This is a genomic window from Haloarcula amylolytica JCM 13557, assembly GCF_000336615.1.
In the GTDB taxonomy this organism is placed as follows: Archaea; Halobacteriota; Halobacteria; order Halobacteriales; family Haloarculaceae; genus Haloarcula; species Haloarcula amylolytica.
Map to the genome: position 1 here is coordinate 442,718 of NZ_AOLW01000015.1, position 14,179 is coordinate 456,896.

Sequence of the window (14,179 nt, forward strand, 5' to 3'; positions counted from 1 at the left end):
ACTTAGTCCCCGTATAATCTCCGTATTACTGTTCAGGTATACTCTATTTCTGACACATAATAAATCTCATATACCAACTATTTATTATGATGTAGAATCTCATCATCTTTTGCGGAAAAGCATGGTAGATAACATGAAACATACTTTCGAGAGCAGATGAACCGAACCCGAATTACCGGCAGTAAGCAGGCGTCTCGGCGAACCGTTCTGAAAGGACTCGGAGCGCTCGGTGCCGCAGTATTCGGCACCGCCACATCGGTCGGCAGTAGCGCGGCTGTCGGCGATAGCGCGGTGTACCAGTACTACCACACAGACTGGACAGAAATCACAGCGACGCTAGAAACAGTCGCACAACAGGGCTACGACACGATTCAGGTCCCACCGGCCCAGCGGAGCCGCCTCGACCGGAGCCACCAAAACGGCGTCACCGACCCGCCACTGGGCTATCAGCCCGTCGACCTGACGGATTTCAACAGCGTGTTCGGCACAGAGGCCGAGTACGAGGCGATGGTTCAGGAGGCCCACAATCAGGGCCTCGACGTCGTCGCCGACGCGGTCATCAACCACATGGCCGCAAACGACGACTTCCGGGGCGCACCGGGCATTACGTTCGAGGATCTCCCTCGATTCAGCGAACGCGATTTCCACCCGCAAGACGGCATTAACTACGACGACCCCGAGTCGGTCGAGGACGATTGGCTCGTCGGGCTGAAGGACCTGAAACAGGAGTCCGAGTACGTCCGCGGCGAGTTACAGACCTACGTCCAGAAGTACGCGGACCTCGGCGTCGACGGCATTCGCTGGGACGCCGCCAAACACGTCCCCGAGTCGTTTTTCGCTGACTACGCGAACCAGTGGGCCGACGATCTCGATCTCTGGACAGTGGGTGAGGTGCTCGACGGCGATATCGGCGTCTGCCAGGGGTACGCCGACACGGGGATGTCCGTCACCGACTACCCGCTCTATTACACGATGAAAGAGGAGGCGTTCCACAGCGACGGCGACATGCAGGCGCTCGACGGCGCCGGCATGGTGAATCAGTCGCCGTTCCAGGCGTTTACCTTCGTCTCGAACCACGACAGCGGGCCGCCGGACTACGAGAAACTCGCATACGCCTACATCCTCACGTACGAGGGGTATCCACGCGTGTACAGCAACCGTATCAGCGTCGACGACGACGATATCCGGAACCTCCTCTGGATCCGGAACAACCTCGCGAGCGGCGGCTCACAGACCCGCCACGTCGACCAGGACCTGTACGTCTACGAACGAGAGGGGAACCTCCTCGTCGGCCTGAACCGTGCGAGCGGCCAGCGGAGCAAGTGGGTCCCCACGAGCTGGACGAACCAGACACTCAACGATTACAGCGGCAACGCGGGCAATATCTCGACCAACGGCGATAGTTGGGTCCAGATCACCGTTCCCGCGACAAGTTGGGTCTGCTACGCACCCGAGTAGACCGCGGACGCGGACACCAGTCAGCTGGCACGCCAGCGACCAGCGCTGGCTCGCTTTCCACTACCTTCAGCGCGATCAGTAGTACCGCTCCTCGATTCGCTCGTCGAACAGCCGCTGAAGGAGCTTCGTCATTGGCCCGCTCCCCACGGAGATACCGTCGACGGTCGCGATGGGGCGGATCTCCCACGTCGAGTTTGTGAGAAACGCCTCGTCGGCGTCACGCAGGGCATCGAGCGAGTAGTGACCGGTCTCGACGGGGAACTCCTCGCCGCGAGCGATGTCCATTACCACGTCGCGGGTGACCCCCGGCAGCAGGTCGAGGTCCGTACTCGGCGTCCGGAGGCCGTTGTCCGTGACGAAAAAGAGGTTGCTCGTCGCCCCTTCTGCAAGGTTCCCGTCCGTGTCCCGGATGAGACACTCGTCGGCTGGTTCACCGCCAGCGGCGGCTTTCCGGAGTTCGAGCCGACCGAGAATCCCGTTGAGGTAGTTGTGGGTCTTCGCGTCTGCCGGGACCGCCTCGCTCGGAATCCGCCGGGTCCGGACCGTCTGCACCGACGCCGGCTCGTCCCAGACGCGCTCGCCGTCGAGCCCGCCCCGCGGAAGTCCCTTGCAGATGACGACGACCGTCGGGTCAACATCGCTCCCCGGCGTGAGCTTCCCGGGCTGGACGCCCCGTGTGACCGACAGCCGGACGTACGCCTCGTCGAGGTCGTTGGCCGCGAGCGTCTCGTCGACGCGCTCACGGAGGTCATCGGGCACGGCGTCGGCGAACCCGAGCGTCTCGGCCGTCCGGTGGAGGCGGTCGCGGTGGGCCTCCCACTTGAACGGGTCGCCGCCGTATGCCCGGAGCGTCTCGAACGCCGCGTCGCCGTACATGAACCCGCGGTCGCGCACCGACACCGTCGCCTCGTCTTCGGGGACGAGCGCCCCGTCTACGTGGTATTGCATAGCAGGCAGAAGTTCTCGATCATGGTCTTGCCGTGGTCGGTCAGAATACTCTCGGGATGGAACTGGACGCCGATGTGCGGGCGGTTGCTGTGGCGGACGCCCATGACGACCTGGGACTCGTCCGTGCCGTCGGCGGTGGCAGGTTCGGACGAGTCTGGCGTCGCAGCGGTGTTCGTGGAGCCGTCTTCGTTGACGGTGTACGCCGTCTCGATCAATACGTCGGGGAGGTTCTCGCGGTCGACCGCTAGCGAGTGGTAGCGGCCGACTTCGAACGGGTCCGGAATGTCTTCGAACACGCCGGTGCCGTCGTGGGTAACCGACGAGGACTTGCCGTGGACGACCGCCTCGGCGTGGCCGACGGGTGCGCCGTTGGCCGCACACAGCGCCTGATGGCCGAGACAGACCCCCAGCGTCGGATATTCCAGTTCCTCGAATATCGGTATCGAGACGCCCGCCTCCTCGGGCGTCCCCGGCCCCGGCGAGACGACGATGCCGTCGGGGTCCAGTTCGCGGATATCCTCGACGTCGATGGCGTCGTTGCGCCGGACGACCACGTCGTCCTCGGTTCCGCCGAGTCGGATGACCACTTCGCCGACGTACTGGACGAGGTTGTACGCGAACGAATCGTAGTTGTCGACGACCAGGACGGTGGGGGCGGGCGCGTCGGGGTCGCCGGTTGTCGTACCAGCTCCGCTCATTGCTGGTCCTCCATCGCCAGGTCGACGCGCCGCCCCAGGGCCTCGTCGACGGCGTTGACGAGCGCGCGGCCCTTGTCCAGCGTCTCCTGGAACTCGCTGTCCGGGTCCGAGTCGTGAACGATGCCCGCACCGACGCGGAGGTGGTACTCCTCGGCGTATCGGACCAGGGTCCTGATGACGATGTTCAGCGTCGCCCGGCCGTCGAAGCCGAACAGGCCGATAGAGCCGGTGTACGGCCCCCGTCGCGTGGCCTCCACCTCGTCGATGATCTCCATCGTCCGGGGTTTGGGCGCGCCGGTGATGGTGCCGCCGGGGAACACCGCGGCGATAGCGTCCTGCAGAGACGCGCCGTCGCGGAGTCGGCCCTCGACGACCGAGACGAGGTGCATCACCTCTGAATAGCGGTCGATGCGCCGGTAGTCCGACACCTCGACGCTCCCGAATTTGCTCACTTTCCCGAGGTCGTTTCGCTCCAGGTCGACCAGCATGGCGTGTTCGGCCCGCTCCTTCGCGTCGTCGAGCAGGTCCGCCTCCAGTCGGTCGTCGGCCTCGGGTGTTTCACCCCGCGGGCGGGTGCCGGCGATGGGTTCGGTTTCGATCCGGTCGCCGTCGCGGCGCAAGAGGAGTTCCGGGCTCGCGCTAACGAGGTCGACGCCGGGGAACTCGAGCAGGGCGGAGTACGGTGCCGGGTTCACAGTTCGAAGTGCGTCGAAGGCCTCGACCGGATGGACCGCGGCGGGTGCGCGGAGGCGCTGTGAGACGTTCGCCTGGAACGTGTCGCCCTCGCGGATGTACTGCTTGACCGTCCGGACCCGCTCGGCGAACTCCTCGCGCGTGCAGTCGCTCTCGAACGTGGCTTCGTCGGCCTCGACCGGCGGGGCCTCGACGGCGGGGTCGCCCTGTTCGGCCGCCCGAGCAAGGTCCAGCGCGTGTTGCTTCCCGAACTCGTAGGCCAGTTCTGGCGTCTCGAAGTCGCCGACCCGCGGGCAGGCCGTCACGCGCAGCGTCACCGACTCACCGCGGGGCTCCTCCCAGGCGGCGAAGCGGTCGTAACGAGCCACCTGCAGGTTCGGGAGGGCGCGGTCGGCGTCGGCGCTGTCGGGCAGTGACTCCAGTTCCCGCGCCACGTCGTAGGAGAGCCACCCGACGACTCCGCAGGGATACGGTACGTCACAGTCGCCGCGGACCAGTCGCTCGCCGTCGAGGAACTCGGTCAGCGCGGCGAGAGTCCCGCCTTCCCTCGGATCGACCTCGCGGAAATCCGCCGGGGCCGTCCCGAAGTAGCCCCACCCCGACTGGCCGCCGGTGGTCGCCAGATACACGCCGCCGGTCTCGTCGCGCGCCCGGCGATAGGCGAGAAACGGGTCATCAACGTCCACGCGAACCTCGACAGGGACGCGTGCCTCCGGGGGCGCGTCGGCTGCGAGGTCGGTGAACGCAGTCCGGTCGGTTTCGACCGATTGCATTACCGAACGAAAACAGTGCGGCGACTAATTCCCTTGCGGTTCGGCGCACAGAGATGGGGCGTAAACGCTCTCAGAACTCTTCGGCCCGCTCGACCCAGCCCGAAACGCGGCTCTCTGAGAGGTCCGTGTCCGCGGCGATGTCTGCTGCATCCCCGCTGGCCAGTTCGCCCACCGTCTCGATACCGATCTCGGCGAGTCGGTCGGCGTAGGCGGGGCCGATGCCCTTGATATCCGTAACGGGCGCAGTGCTTCCATCATCGTCGGCCTCAGCCGATTCTTCGTCGGATTCGGCTGGCTCCTCATCAGCCTCGGTCGAGTCCTCACTAGCGGTGGCCGCCGAATCGCTGTCCTCGTCGTCGCCCGCCGTTTCTGGTTCGGCCTTTGTGGTAGAGTCATCAGTCGCAGATGCCGATTCGTCGTCGGTCGCAGTCGGTGACGCCGCGGTCTCCGACTCGTCCGTCTGAACGGACGTCGTACTCCCGTCCCCTGATTCGGCACCAGCCCCGTCCGCGGTATCGGATGTGTGGGTCTCGGTAGTCGTCGCGGTGTTCGTCCCCTTCACAGCGTCTTCGTCTTCAGTAGAGGGCTCTCGCTCGACGGTCACGTCCACGTCGCGATTGGTTCCCGACGCGGATGACCCAGTCCCGTCAAGCCCGAGGGCGGATTTCAATTTCTGAAGCAGACCCATACATGAACGTATTTATCCCCCACACAAATCTCTTGCTGGTGACCGCTCCGCTACAGGTGTTCGCGCAACTGGTCGTTCATCCGGTCCACGGGCGCGTCTTCGCCAGTCCAGCGTTCAAACGCTTCGACCCCCTGATACAGGAGCATCCACGCGCCGTCGACTGTCGTCGCGCCCGCGGCCGCCGCGTCCTGTAACAGACGGGTCTCGATTGGCGTGTACACCGCATCGAGCACCGCGATGTCGCTGTGCAGCGCATCGGCGGGGACCGGCGTCTCGTCTTCCTCCATGCCCACGCTGGTGCAGTTGACGAGGATGTCGGCGTCCGCGAGCAGGTCGGGGAGCGAGTCGAGGCCGTGGCCGGTTGCGGCCGGGACCTCGTCGGCGAGCGCGTCTGCTTTCGATTCGGTGCGGTTGGCGACTCGCACCGACAGCCCCTCGTCGGCGAGGCCGAATGCGACAGCCCGGCCCGCGCCGCCGGCCCCGACGACGACAGCCGTGCCGGACAGCGACACGTCGTGGTGGGCCAGCGCCCGGACCGCCCCAACCGCGTCGGTGTTGTAGCCCGTCGGCGTGTCGCCGCTGAAATCGACGGTGTTGACCGCGCCGATGCGCTCGGCGAGCGGCGCGGGGTCGACGGCGTCTAGCACGTCCTGTTTGAACGGGATAGTGACGTTGAGGCCGTCGATCCCGAGCGTCTCCGCCGCTTCGATGGCTTCGGCACCGGCGTCGGCCGCCGGCTCGAACGTGACGTATCGCGCGTCAAGCCCCAGTGCCTCGTAGCCCGCCTCGTGCATCGGCGGCGACAGCGAGTGCCCGACCGGGTTTCCGATGAGTCCGTAAACGTCCATACCAACGCCAGCGCGCGCCGGTCGTATGAACGCCACGCTCTCACGCAAGTGGTCAGGGTACTCAGTCGACACTTTCGCAAGCTTTTCAGCCGGACCCGGTTACGTTTGAGCTAGTGAGTCGTCTTCGCCACCCGCTGGTACAGGTCGCAGTGACGGTTTCTCTGACTGTTGGCTGGATATATCTGTTCGTCACTGGTACCGAAGTCGGAAACGTGACGACCGTCGCCGTCAGCGGGATCGCGGTCCTCGGGGCGTCGTTCCTGCTGGCGTGGGGCGCTGAAACGGCCGAGAAAGACGTGCCGAGATCGTTCGCTATCGCCGTTCTCGCCGTTCTCGCAGTCGCCCCCGAATACGCCGTCGACGCGCTGTACGCCTGGAACGCCGGAGCTGGTGGAGCGACAACGGAAGCCTGTCAGCAGTTTTCCCCGGCGGAGATCGAAGCGGGCGCGACATCGCTGGCCAGGGCCTGTCACGATGCGAACCTGGCTATCGCGAACATGACCGGCGCGAACCGCATCCTCATCGGCATCGGCTGGGCGGGCATCGCCGTGTTCACCGTCTGGCGGGCCGCGAAAACCCGAGACCCCGCAGTACAGAAACGCGACGGGTTCCTGCGGGACGCCGTCCAACTGGACACCGACATCGCGACCGAGATATCCTTCCTCTTTCTGGCGACGATGTGGGCGTTTCTCGTCCCCCTTGGCGGCGGTATCGGTATCTTCGATACGCTGTTTCTGGTCGGGCTCTACGTCGCCTACATCGGGCTCGTCCTCAAGTCCGACATCGAACACAGCGAGCACACCGTCGGCGTGCCGAAGTACTTCCAGGAGTGGTCGCTGCCGTGGCGGCCGCTGGTCGTTCTGGCGCTGTTTGGCTACTCCGGCGCGATGATTTTCACGGCCGTCGAGCCGTTCGCGCACGGCCTCGAAGAAATCGGCGTCGCGAACGGAATCCCCGAGTTCTTCATGATCCAGTGGGTCGCCCCGCTGGCGAGCGAGTCGCCCGAACTCATCGTCGTCGCCGTGCTGGTCAACAAGGCCCGGTCGACGGCCGGGTTCAACGCGCTCATCTCCTCGAAGCTCAATCAGTGGACGCTGCTCATCGGGACTATTGCGGTGGTGTACTCCATCGCGCTCGGCGAGTACGGCGTCCTGCCGTTCGACGCCAGACAGGGCGCGGAGATATGGATTACGGCGGCCCAGTCCTTCTTCGCGCTCGCCATCCTGGTCAACTTCGAGATCAGTATCCGCGAAGCGGTCGCGCTGTTCGCGCTGTTCATCTCGCAGGTGATTCTGGAGTTCGCTATCATCAGGGACCTCCTCGACCTGCCGATATCGAGTCACGACCTCCTGCTGGCGTACACGGGGATGTATCTCGTCGTCGGGATGGCGCTGTTCGTCCAGCGCCGCGAGGCGCTGAAACACCTGTTCGGGCTGGCCGGTGACGCCGTCCGGACCGCGATGGGCCGTGAACCGATCCACCCGGAGAACGCCGACTGATGCTCGGAATCGTCGTCTCACACGCTGACGCGGCGTCGACCCACATCGGCGAGCACCTGCGCTCTCTGCGGGACTGGGAAACGAGCGTCGACGAGACACGACCCGATGCCGAGGGCGGCGGAACGGTCTACCGGACTGACAGCGTGGAACTCCGCGAGTTCGAGGCGTTACATCTGGATATCGAAAACGTCCCGGCGGCGTTCGAGGACCCGGATCTGCTGGTGTTCGCCTCGAAACACGCCGGCGAGACCGACGAACTCCTGACGGCTCACCACACCGGGAACTTCGGCGTCGCGGAGTTCGGCGGCGAGGACGGCCAGTTCGCGCGCGCCTGTCCCGGTGCGCACGAGGCCGTGGTTTCGGCGCTCCAGCGCCACGCCCCGCCGGACTACGAGGTCGGCATGGAGTGTACCCACCACGGTCCGACGGAGGTCGGTGTGCCGTCGATGTTCGTCGAGGTCGGCAGCGCGGAGCCACAGTGGGCGGACCCCGACGCCGCCGAAGCCGCCGCCAGGGCGATACTGGACCTCGCCGACGAGCCGGCCGACAAGCCGCGGGAAAACGGGACGCGCCGCCACCTCCTCGGCGTCGGCGGCGGCCACTACGCCCCGCGTTTCGAGCGGGTCGTCCGCGAGACGGACTGGGCGGTCGGCCACATCGCCGCCAACTGGTCCTTGGACGCGCTGGCAGAGTGGGCCGACAGCGACGCGGAGCGCGACGCCGTTCTCGAACGCGCTTTGGCGGCCAGTGCGGCCGACTACGCCCTCATGGAGGGTGACCGGCCGGACCTCCAGGCAGCGATCGAGTCGCTGGGCTACCGTGTCATCAGTGAGACGTTCGTTCGGGAGACGACCGGTGTCGACCTGGGCCTCGTCGAGACGCTGGAAGACGCTGTCCGGCCGGTCGACGATGGTCTCAGGTTCGGAGAGCTTGCGCCCGGGTACGACGGGGAATGGACCGTAATCGACCTCCCGAGCGAGCTTATTTCGGACGTGCGCGGTGTCGATAGCGAGGCACTGCGTGAGACTATCGAACGCCAGTCCATCGCGTACGCGACCGAGCAAAACGGGACTGTCCTCACCGGACCGATTGTCTGTCCGGCGGCGACAGAAATAGAAGCGGTCGTCGAACCGCTGGTCGAAATCCTCGAACGGCGCTTCGACAGCGTCGACTGGACCGCGGACGAACTGGTCGCCCGGGAGACGGCGTTCGACCCGGACCTCGCACGAACGGCCGGTATCCCCGAAGGGCCCAAGTTCGGGAAACTCGCCTCGGGCCAATCCGTCGAAATCGGCGGCGAAGAGATTGGCCCGGAGCGTTTCCAGCGCGAGCGTATACGTCGATATACGCTGTGAACACTGGCGCGTCAGCCGGTAAAACTAGGACTCAACACGTCAGACGTGCGTCAGACGTAGGGGGAAAACTAATAACTGTTCGTCTGCAAGGGGGTTTTAAATTATGGATTCGATAATTGACGACGCTATCGACGAGGCAGAACAAGACGGGGAGGACGCGGCTGGCGGAACTGTCGACGAAACGACATCGTCGCCGTCCCAGGACATGTCCACGTCCGGGACGATGTCCGACGAGGAACTGGCAAGCGTCGTCAAGGACCTCGAAACGAAGATCACTGTCGTCGGCTGTGGCGGTGCCGGCGGGAACACGGTCACCCGGATGATGGAGGAGGGCATCCACGGGGCCAAGCTCGTCGCCGCAAACACCGACGCACAGCACCTCGCCGACGAGGTGGCCGCCGACACCAAGATCCTCATCGGCCGCAAGCGCACCGGCGGCCGCGGTGCGGGTTCGGTCCCGAAAATCGGCGAGGAGGCCGCCCAGGAGGACATCGAGGACATCCAGCAGTCTATCGACGGCTCGGACATGGTGTTCGTCACCGCAGGTCTCGGCGGCGGGACCGGGACGGGTGCGGCCCCGGTCGTCGCACAGGCCGCCCAGGAAGCCGGCGCACTCACCATCTCTATCGTGACGATTCCCTTTACTGCGGAGGGTGAGCGCCGCCGTGCCAACGCCGACGCCGGCCTCGAACGACTTCGGTCGGTCTCCGATACGGTCATCGTCGTGCCGAACGACCGTCTGCTGGACTACGCGCCTTCGATGCCGCTGCAGGACGCGTTCAAGATCTGTGACCGCGTGCTGATGCGCTCGGTCAAGGGCATGACCGAACTGATCACCAAGCCCGGCCTCGTCAACGTGGACTTCGCCGACGTTCGGACCATCATGGAGAACGGCGGTGTCGCAATGATCGGCCTCGGCGAATCCGACTCCGAGAACAAGGCCCAAGACTCCATCCGCTCGGCGCTCCGCTCGCCGCTACTTGACGTGGAGTTCGACGGTGCGAACTCCGCGCTCGTCAACGTCGTCGGCGGCCCCGACATGAGCATCGAGGAAGCCGAGGGCGTCGTCGAGGAGATCTACGACCGCATCGACCCCGACGCTCGCATCATCTGGGGCGCGTCGGTCAACAACGAGTTCGAGGGCAAGATGGAGACGATGATCGTCGTCACCGGCGTCGAGAGCCCACAGATCTACGGCCAGAGCGAGGCCGAACAGGAGAAGGCCGCCCAGCAACTCGGCGAAGACATCGACTACGTCGACTGAACTGCCTCGTCGTCTCAGTTTTCTGACTCTCCCTAGCTGCCAGTAAATGAATTTATCTCCACACGTTTGCTATCATAAATGATACTCTCGCCGAAAAGCGTTTATCCGGAAATTCTAACTCTCTTCGCATGTACTCAGATTCGAGGCGTAATGTTCTCAAAAAGTGTCTGACCGTTGGGAGCTTGGGACTCTCATCCGGTTGTCTCGGTTCTCTGGGCGGAGGTGGTGACACTGTTCAGTTTGGTGCACTCCTCCCACTCAGTGGTGCGCTCGCCCCACTCGGACAACACGGCAAGCGCATGGTCGAGCAGGCAGCAAGCGACGTCAACGCCGCCGGTGGTATCGGCGGTAACGACGTCGAAGTGACCATTCTTGATACCGAGGCGAACGCCGAAACCGCGGTAGAGCAGTACGGATCACTCGTCGACCGTGGTGTCATCGGCTTCGTCGGCGGCCTCGTCAGTGACGCGTCGCTCGCTCTCGCTCCGGAAGCAGCCAGCGACGAAATCATGGAGGTCAGCCCCGCCAGTACTGCCCCGCAGCTATCGACTGCCGGCCGAGCCAACGGGCGGAAATACTTCGGTCGAACGGTGCCGAGTGACGGGACGCAAGCGGTGGTGATGGCGAAGGCCGTCGACGACCCGCTGTACATCGATGCGGACTCCGTCGCGTTACTGAGCATCGACAACTCGTTCGGTGCCGGACTGGCCGAAGTGCAGCGCGACGTACTCGACGCCGAGGTCGTCGCCGATATTCGGTATGACCCGTCGTCGGAATCGTTCGACGACACGCTCGCAGACGTGTTCCAGAACGACCCTGATGCCGTCAGCTTCACCAGTGTCTCCGGTCAGGAGCGCGGTATCCTTGATGCGTACAGCCAGTCGGAGTACGACGTTCCATGGGTGTTGTCTGCAGGGATGTTCGGTAGTGACCTCCCGTCGTATTACGAAGGGTTCTACAGCGCATCGCTGTCCTCTGCGCGAACGCAAGCGTACTTCGAGCTCGTCCGCCGACTCTCGGACATCGATGATCCCCGAGCGTACTCGGTCAACGCGTACGACGCGCTGTTTTTGATGGCGTGTGCCGCCGAACAGGCCGGCGAAAGCAGCGGTCCGGCAATCGCCGAGACCATTCAGTCAGTCTCCGGCGGGTCTGGACACACTGTCTCTGTCGGCGACTTCGGTCGCGTTCGGTCACTCACTGAAGCAGGCCGGGCAGTGAATTACCAGGGCGCATCCGGAAGCGTCGACCTGACGGCTGACCTCGAACCGCTGAGTTCGTACCTGATCGAGCGGGTCACTAACGGGGCGGTCGAGTCGCTGGAGCTATTGCAACCGCAGTTCTTCAAATCGGGAGGGAACCGATGAGTTCGCTCCCGAGCCGGCTGGTTCAGGCGACGGAGCGTGCGCTCCCTGACGTCATTCGGCGTCGGTACGCGGCGAAGTTCGGCGTCCTGTTGCTCGGCGTGGTCGTCTTACTTGCACTCGGTGGGGCAGCCATCAACCTCGAAACGGGGGCGCTGGTCGAGTCACAGACAGAGGATCAAATCCGCGGTGTCGCGGAGTCCCAATCGAGTTCCGTCTCAACTTGGGTCTCGAACAAGCAGTCGACAGCGTCGTTCCTCGCGGCGTCTATCGGTGACCGGTCCGAGTCCACCTCGGACAGAGAACACCAGCGGTGGCTCGAACAGAAGCTCATTGGGTTACCGGGAGACGTCCGGGCGCTTCATTACGTCGACGCCGCTGACGGCACAGTCACCGCCAGCACCGACGACGAACTGAACGGCGTCGCACTGAGCGACGTCGACGATCCGTGGACCGACGCGAGTGGCGCAGTCGTCTCGTCGGGACCGACGGGCACGTCCGAAGCGTACAAGAGCAGTAACGAATCGGTTATCGCGTTCGTCCAACCACTGGCCGGGAGCGACGAATACGTCGTGCTGACGGCGTCGCTCGAGGCGCGCTCTCACGAGTTCACGTCACCGTTTGCGACCGGCGACGTGAAGGTCGTCGGGTCGAACGGACAGATCATTCTCGACAACCGGAAGAGTTCTATTCTCGAAGAGTACGCAGCGACCGGGGACGCGACCGACACGAGTGTCGAAGCAGCACTGAACGGCGAGACCGGCTACAAGTCCGTCTCCGCCAGAACGGGCATGGAAGACGGCCAGTACGTGATGGCGTACACGCCGGTCACCGGCACTGAGTGGGCGTTGCTGTATCACGTCCCGCAGGACCGCGCGTTCGCCCTGCAGTCGGCTGTCTCCGAGAACATCGCGCTCCTCCTGGCGCTTGCCGTGGGGGCACTGTTCGTCGTCGGCGTGACAATCGGGCGTGGAACCGCGAACGCGCTCTCCCGCGTGGCCGAAAGCGCCGAGGACATCGCCGCCGGTGAGATCAACAGTACCCTCCCCGAGACCACGCGCGTCGACGAGATGGGGCAACTGTACGACTCATTCGCGTCGATGCAGGCGTACCTGACAACCGCCGCGAATCAGGCCGACGCGCTCGCTGACAAGCGGTTCGACGACCCGGCGCTCGACGAGAGCATCCCCGGTGAGTTCGGTGCGGCGCTGGAGGAGATGGGCGAGGACATCCAGACGTTGATTACCGACGTCGAAGCCGCCAGAGACGAGGCGGAGGCGGCGAAAGAAGACGCCGAGGCGATGGCGTCCGCCCTCGAAGCGAAGGCGGCCGAGTTCAGCGACGTGATGGACAAGTCGGCGGCCGGAGACCTCACCCAGCGGATGGCCACCGACAGCGACTACGACGCGATGGTCGACATCGCGGAGAGCTTCAACGAGATGATCACGGAGCTCGAACGGACGGTCAACCGCATCGAAGGGTTCGCCGGAACCGTCGACAGTTCGACGGAGACGATCTCCGCGAGCGCACAGGAAGTGCGGTCGGCCAGCGAGTCGGTGAGCGAGTCGGTGCAACAGATCGCCGAAGGCGCTGACGAGCAAAACCGGAACATCCAGCAGGTGAGCGACGAGATGACCGACCTCTCGGCGACCGTCGAGGAAATCACCTCGTCCACCGACGAAGTCGCGTCGAAGTCACAACAGGCCGTCAACGACGGCGAGTCCGGCCGCGAATACGCTGAGCAAGCCGCCGCCGAAATCGAAGCACTCGAACGGAAGTCCACCGAGGCTATCGAACAGGTGGAGTCCCTCGCTGAGGAGATGGAGCGCATCGGCGAAGTCACGACGCTCATCGACGAAATCGCGGAGCAGACGAACATGCTCGCGCTCAACGCGAACATCGAAGCCGCTCGGGCCGGTGAGGCGGGCGAAGGGTTCGCCGTCGTGGCCCGCGAGATCAAGACGCTCGCCGAGGAGACGCAGGAAGCAACGACCGATATCGAGTCGATGATCGACGACATTCGGTCCCGGACCGACACCACTGTCGAGGACATGCAGGAGATGGGTGAGAGCGTCGACACCGGGAAGAAAACGGTCGAAAACGCGACGGACTCGCTGACCAGTATCGTCCAGCAGGTCAACGAGGCAAACGACGGCGTCCAGGCTATCAGCGACGCGACCGACGAGCAGGCGGCTTCGATGGAAGAGGTCGTCTCGATGGCCGAGGAAGTCGGCTCGATCAGCGAGGAGACGTCCGCCGAGGCCGAGAACGTCGCCGCGTCCGCCGAGGAACAGACGGCGTCGATCACGGAGGTCACCGAGAAGATACAGTCGCTCTCCAGTCAGGCGACAGACCTCAAGGAGCTCATCGACCAGTTCGAAACCGGCGATGCCGGTGACGGCAGTGAACTGGGAGCACACGGATCGGACGGGACTGCGTTGACCGACGACTAACCGACGAGTTCGGAACGCCCGTTTCGGCCATCGCTTCGCTCTGTCGACTACTTTTTTCGACGGTGTACCCAAAGCGCTCTGTGAGAGGTGCGGACTCGTCGCCGCGCACCACAATATAGAAAAGCCACCAGTGGGTAC

At 64.4% G+C, this 14,179-nt stretch carries 11 protein-coding genes; 6 read left to right on the top strand and 5 right to left on the bottom strand.

The features are described 5' to 3' along the window. Positions 1-156 precede the first annotated feature (156 nt). The gene (locus C442_RS08170) at positions 157-1,458 is read left to right on the top strand and encodes an alpha-amylase domain-containing protein (protein ID WP_008309416.1); all 1,302 of its coding nucleotides are present in this window, start codon (positions 157-159) and stop codon (positions 1,456-1,458) included. Between the two features lie 75 nt (positions 1,459-1,533). Here the strand turns inward: C442_RS08170 and C442_RS08175 are convergent, their stop codons facing one another. The 5 genes from C442_RS08175 to C442_RS08195 all read right to left on the bottom strand — a co-directional run bounded on the left by C442_RS08175 (position 1,534) and on the right by C442_RS08195 (position 6,106). Beyond that, on the bottom strand, positions 1,534-2,406 hold the full coding sequence (locus C442_RS08175) for an aminotransferase class IV (protein ID WP_008309417.1): 873 nt from the start codon (positions 2,404-2,406) through the stop codon (positions 1,534-1,536). Then, the gene (locus C442_RS08180; RefSeq protein WP_008309418.1) at positions 2,391-3,104 is read right to left on the bottom strand and encodes an anthranilate synthase component II; all 714 of its coding nucleotides are present in this window, start codon (positions 3,102-3,104) and stop codon (positions 2,391-2,393) included. The genes C442_RS08175 and C442_RS08180 overlap by 16 nt, the downstream gene beginning before the upstream one ends. Continuing rightward, a complete protein-coding gene (gene pabB, locus C442_RS08185; RefSeq protein WP_008309419.1) occupies positions 3,101-4,570 on the bottom strand; it encodes an aminodeoxychorismate synthase, component I in 1,470 nt (489 codons plus the stop codon). The genes C442_RS08180 and pabB overlap by 4 nt, the downstream gene beginning before the upstream one ends. Positions 4,571-4,640: 70 nt before the next feature. Continuing rightward, positions 4,641-5,258 carry a helix-hairpin-helix domain-containing protein gene (locus C442_RS08190; RefSeq protein ID WP_008309421.1) on the bottom strand — a complete coding sequence of 206 codons (618 nt, stop codon included), beginning with the start codon at positions 5,256-5,258 and terminating at the stop codon, positions 4,641-4,643. 50 nt (positions 5,259-5,308) lie between these two features. Further along, complete coding sequence (locus C442_RS08195) at positions 5,309-6,106, bottom strand: shikimate dehydrogenase (RefSeq protein ID WP_008309423.1); 798 nt, start codon at positions 6,104-6,106, stop codon at positions 5,309-5,311. A gap of 113 nt (positions 6,107-6,219) precedes the next feature. Between C442_RS08195 and C442_RS08200 the strand changes: the two genes are divergently transcribed. The 5 genes from C442_RS08200 (at position 6,220) to C442_RS08220 (ending at position 14,041) form a co-directional block, all read left to right on the top strand. Further along, positions 6,220-7,605: a sodium:calcium antiporter gene (locus tag C442_RS08200; RefSeq protein ID WP_167320673.1), complete on the top strand. Its 1,386-nt coding sequence runs from the start codon at positions 6,220-6,222 to the stop codon at positions 7,603-7,605. Next, a complete protein-coding gene (locus tag C442_RS08205) occupies positions 7,605-8,960 on the top strand; it encodes a D-aminoacyl-tRNA deacylase (RefSeq protein WP_008309427.1) in 1,356 nt (451 codons plus the stop codon). Before C442_RS08200 ends, C442_RS08205 begins: the two co-directional genes overlap by 1 nt. Before the next feature lie 103 nt (positions 8,961-9,063). Further along, positions 9,064-10,224, top strand: a complete 1,161-nt coding sequence (gene ftsZ, locus C442_RS08210) for a cell division protein FtsZ (protein WP_008309429.1) — start codon at positions 9,064-9,066, stop codon at positions 10,222-10,224. 128 nt (positions 10,225-10,352) lie between these two features. Further along, positions 10,353-11,591, top strand: coding sequence for an ABC transporter substrate-binding protein (locus C442_RS08215; protein ID WP_239642281.1), 1,239 nt, complete (start codon positions 10,353-10,355; stop codon positions 11,589-11,591). After that, positions 11,588-14,041 (top strand): methyl-accepting chemotaxis protein, encoded by a 2,454-nt coding sequence (locus C442_RS08220; protein ID WP_008309433.1) that lies wholly within the window; start codon positions 11,588-11,590, stop codon positions 14,039-14,041. The genes C442_RS08215 and C442_RS08220 overlap by 4 nt, the downstream gene beginning before the upstream one ends. Positions 14,042-14,179 lie beyond the last annotated feature (138 nt).

Coding starts and splice junctions, on each gene's coding strand:
- C442_RS08220 (WP_008309433.1), top strand. CDS start 11,588: ATGAGTTCGCTCCCGAGCCGGCTGGTTCAGGCGACGGAGCGTGCGCTC.
- C442_RS08180 (WP_008309418.1), bottom strand. CDS start 3,104: ATGAGCGGAGCTGGTACGACAACCGGCGACCCCGACGCGCCCGCCCCC.
- ftsZ (WP_008309429.1), top strand. CDS start 9,064: ATGGATTCGATAATTGACGACGCTATCGACGAGGCAGAACAAGACGGG.
- C442_RS08170 (WP_008309416.1), top strand. CDS start 157: ATGAACCGAACCCGAATTACCGGCAGTAAGCAGGCGTCTCGGCGAACC.
- C442_RS08195 (WP_008309423.1), bottom strand. CDS start 6,106: ATGGACGTTTACGGACTCATCGGAAACCCGGTCGGGCACTCGCTGTCG.
- pabB (WP_008309419.1), bottom strand. CDS start 4,570: ATGCAATCGGTCGAAACCGACCGGACTGCGTTCACCGACCTCGCAGCC.
- C442_RS08215 (WP_239642281.1), top strand. CDS start 10,353: ATGTACTCAGATTCGAGGCGTAATGTTCTCAAAAAGTGTCTGACCGTT.
- C442_RS08205 (WP_008309427.1), top strand. CDS start 7,605: ATGCTCGGAATCGTCGTCTCACACGCTGACGCGGCGTCGACCCACATC.
- C442_RS08190 (WP_008309421.1), bottom strand. CDS start 5,258: ATGGGTCTGCTTCAGAAATTGAAATCCGCCCTCGGGCTTGACGGGACT.
- C442_RS08175 (WP_008309417.1), bottom strand. CDS start 2,406: ATGCAATACCACGTAGACGGGGCGCTCGTCCCCGAAGACGAGGCGACG.